This is a genomic window from Pseudomonas edaphica, from assembly GCF_005863185.1.
GTDB classification, from domain to species: Bacteria; Pseudomonadota; Gammaproteobacteria; order Pseudomonadales; family Pseudomonadaceae; genus Aquipseudomonas; species Aquipseudomonas edaphica.
The window spans coordinates 1-3735 of record NZ_VBVZ01000596.1; the positions used below are offsets into that span (position 1 = coordinate 1).

A 3735-nucleotide genomic window follows, 5' to 3' on the forward strand; every position below is an offset into this window, starting at 1 on the left:
GGTGATGCAATCGCAGGCAAGCCAGCTCCCACAGGGGACTGCATTTATTCTTTGATGAATTTATCGGTCACAAAGGCCGAGTAATCCGGCAGCACCGTTTCGACCTTCCCCTGTTCCTTCAAAAACTTCGCCGTCTCCCCAATCGCCTTCGCGGTGCCGCCTTTAAGCAGTGCCTCGGTCTGCTGTGCCTGGGCATCCGGGAAGGTGGTGCCGGCCAACAGTTCAGGAATATCGGCGGCATTCGCACCTGTCAATTTGGCGATTTTTTGCACAGGTTCGGAATCGACGGTCCAGCGGTCTTTATGGGCCGCATAGTCAGCAAACGAATCCAGCGTGACCTTGGCAAACTTGGCCACTACGTCAGGATGTTTTTTCGCGAAATCCTTGCGCGCCACCCACACTTCGAACGTCGGCGCGCCCCACTGACCTACCTGGGCCGCGTCGGTCAGGGTTTTTCCGGTCTTGCGGATCTCCCCCAGCGCCGGTGACCACACGAATGCGCCGTCGATATCGCCACGTTTCCACGCGGCGGCGATTTCTGCCGGTTGCAGGTTCACCACTTTGACTTTTTGAGTGTCCAGGCCCCAGTGCTTCAACGCACCGAGCAGGCTGTAATGGGAGGTCGAGACGAACGGGGTGGCGATGGTTTTACCCACCAGGTCTGCGGGTTTGTCGATGCCACTGCCGTTGCGTACCACCAGGGCTTCAGAAGTGTTGATCTGCGCCGATACGATAAACGCCACGATCGGTAGATTACGTGACGCCGCTGCTGCAAGGGGGCTGGAACCGAGATTGCCGATCTGCACATCGCCGGAGGCGATAGCGGTGACCACTTCAGGGCCGCTGTTGAAACGGCGCCAGGCGATGTTCTCGCCGATGGCCTTTTCATAGAGGCCGTCAGCCTGGGGGACTTTGCTGGGGTCGATGCCGGTTTGATAGCCGATGGTCAAATCGGCGGCTTTGACACCAAAAGAAAGTATTAGTGACACAAAAACTGTAACAAATTGACGGGAGGATGTGCGTTTGGCCATGATGGCGTCGCCTTTTTGATCGTGGGTGACGTATGCAACAGTACGATCACACTAATCGATCTAAAAAAAGGCTGGTAAATACCCTTTAGGAATTAGCTTATGGAGCGGTTGATCTATGCTGATCGACTCACTGCCTGCTGAGGCTTATTCCTGAATCGTATGAAAAAGAATGAAACAATTCTTTTTGGGTGTATGAAAAACTCATTACCCTGCAGGGACCAAATCAACTGCGGTTAGACGAAGGTAGTAGACACACAAGGTTACGATTGACTTGGTAGTCACTATCTGGCGCTAATCGCGCATCTGTGGATCGAGGGCGTCAGACCCGAGACCAAAGAAATACAAAAATTAGAAATGAGAGGAGCGGTACATGAAGAAGTCCACCTTGGCGTTGGCTGTGACCCTGGGCGCAATCGCTCAGCAAGCAGGCGCTGCCGGTTTCATCGAAGACAGTAAGGCCACACTGGGCCTGCGTAACTTCTACATCAACACGGATAACCGTGATGGTGCTGCAGACCCGTCCAGGAACGAAGAATGGGGCCAAGGCTTCGATCTGCGGTTCATTTCGGGCTATACCCAAGGCACGGTTCAGTTCGGCGTTGATGCAATCGGCCTGTACGGCGTGCGCCTCGATTCTGGCCGCGGCACCAGCGGTAACATCACCGGTACTTCGTCCGGCGGTACTGTGTTCCCAAGCGACGGCAATCGCGCGGTCAACGATTTCGCCAGCCTCGGTGTGACCGGTAAGGTGAAGATCTCCCAAACCGAACTGAAACTGGGTACGTTGCAGCCTAAGCTGCCAGTTATCGTGACCAACGATGGTCGTATGCTGCCGCAGACCTTCCAGGGTGGCCAGATCACTACCAACGACATCAAGGATTTGACCCTGGTTGCCGGTCAGATTGAGCATGCCAAAGGCCGTAACTCCAGCAACAACGAAGGTTTGTCGCTGGGTGGTGCCAACGGTGGCTCGAACTACACCGCAGGCAAGTTCGTCAACAAGTTCTACTATGCCGGTGGTGACTACAAGCTCACCAAAGATCTGACCGCACAGTACTACTACGGCAACCTGGAAGACTTCTACAAGCAGCACTTCCTGGGTCTGACCCATAACTGGTCGATCGGCCCGGGCGTATTGAAGTCTGACCTGCGTTATTTCAACAGTTCTGACGACGGCCTGAACGGTAATACGGCTGCCTACTACACCAGCGGTAACTACAACGGTTTCCGTGCCGGTAAGGGTAAAGTCGACAACAACCTGTACAGCGGCCTTTTCCTGTACTCCGTGGCCGGCCACACCTTTGGTGGCGGTTACCAAGTCAGCAATGGCAGCAGCGACTTCCCTTGGCTGAACCAAGGTGACGGCTCGTCGGCTTACATCACTACCGACATGCAGATCCAGAAGTTCGCCCGTGCTGGCGAGCGTACCTGGCAAGCTCGTTACGCTTATGACTTCGCCAAGGTTGGCGTACCTGGCCTGACGGCTGGCGTTGTGTACCTCAAAGGTAGCAACATCGACACCATCGCGAACACTAACGCACGTACTGAAACCACTGGCCAGTCCGAGTGGGAACGCGACATCACCGTTGCCTACGTGATTCCAGAAGGCCCGCTGAAAAACCTCGGCGTTGCCTGGAAAAACGCGATGTGGCGTACCGACCTGGCGAACACCCGTTCCCAGGACGAAAACCGTCTGATCGTCAGCTACTCGCTGCCACTGTTCTAGTAGTGTGAAGCTGTTGTAAGACTGTAAACCTTGCCCGGCGCAACGCCGGGCAAGGTGTCTTGCTTTTCAAGTCGGGCTCAACCCCCGCAAGCCCTTCCTGAAACCCCTCTTTGTACAGCGTCTCAAGGCCTTCTCGAACCTTGTGATGGATGTTGATCCTCGCCCGTTCCCAAGTCCAATGAACAGATTTTTAATATTCATTTATCGTCTAAATAAATCGATATTTATTCTTTTTAAATAATTCCTAACCCATGCACAGTGGGCTCCATAAGCACTCATCAGGAGCCACACCATGAGCCTACGATTGGGCGACATCGCCCCCGACTTTGAACAGGATTCCAGCGCCGGCAAGATTCGTTTCCACGAATGGCTGGGCGATAGCTGGGGCGTGTTGTTTTCCCATCCCGCGGACTTCACTCCGGTGTGCACCACGGAGCTGGGCTTTACCGCCAAGCTCAAGGACGAATTCGCGCAGCGTGGCGTCAAGGCCATTGCCCTGTCGGTCGACCCGGTGGACTCGCACCACAAGTGGATCGAAGACATCAACGAAACCCAGAACACCGTCGTCAACTTCCCGATCCTGGCCGATGCCGATCGCAAGGTGTCGGACCTCTACGACCTGATCCACCCGAATGCCAGTGACACGCTCACCGTGCGTTCCTTGTTCGTGATCGACCCGAACAAGAAGATCCGCCTGACCATCACTTACCCGGCCAGCACCGGTCGTAACTTCCACGAAATCCTGCGGGTCATCGACTCGTTGCAACTGACCGACAACCACAAGGTCGCCACGCCCGCCAACTGGCAGGACGGCGATGAAGTGGTGATTGTGCCGTCGCTCAAGGACGAGGAAGAGATCAAGCAGCGCTTTCCGAAGGGCTACCGTGCGGTGAAACCGTACTTGCGGCTCACCCCGCAGCCTAATCGCTGAAGCTGAAATCGCCATCGCGGGCAAGCCCGGCTCCCACAGTTGACCGC

3 protein-coding genes are annotated in these 3735 nt (G+C 55.4%); 2 read left to right on the forward strand and 1 reads right to left on the reverse strand.

Features of this window, described 5'->3' with window-relative positions:
- Window positions 1–44 precede the first annotated feature (44 nt).
- Entirely contained in the window at window positions 45–1031 is a 987-nt protein-coding gene (gene tauA, locus FEM54_RS27230; protein WP_138453722.1) for a taurine ABC transporter substrate-binding protein, read from the reverse strand.
- A 370-nt stretch (window positions 1032–1401) separates the two neighbouring features.
- On the opposite strand from tauA, the gene FEM54_RS27235 reads away from it, so the two are divergent.
- Window positions 1402–2757, forward strand: a complete 1356-nt coding sequence (locus FEM54_RS27235; protein WP_017139543.1) for an OprD family porin — start codon at window positions 1402–1404, stop codon at window positions 2755–2757.
- A gap of 292 nt (window positions 2758–3049) precedes the next feature.
- Window positions 3050–3688: a peroxiredoxin gene (locus FEM54_RS27240; RefSeq protein WP_017139542.1), complete on the forward strand. Its 639-nt coding sequence runs from the start codon at window positions 3050–3052 to the stop codon at window positions 3686–3688.
- Window positions 3689–3735 lie beyond the last annotated feature (47 nt).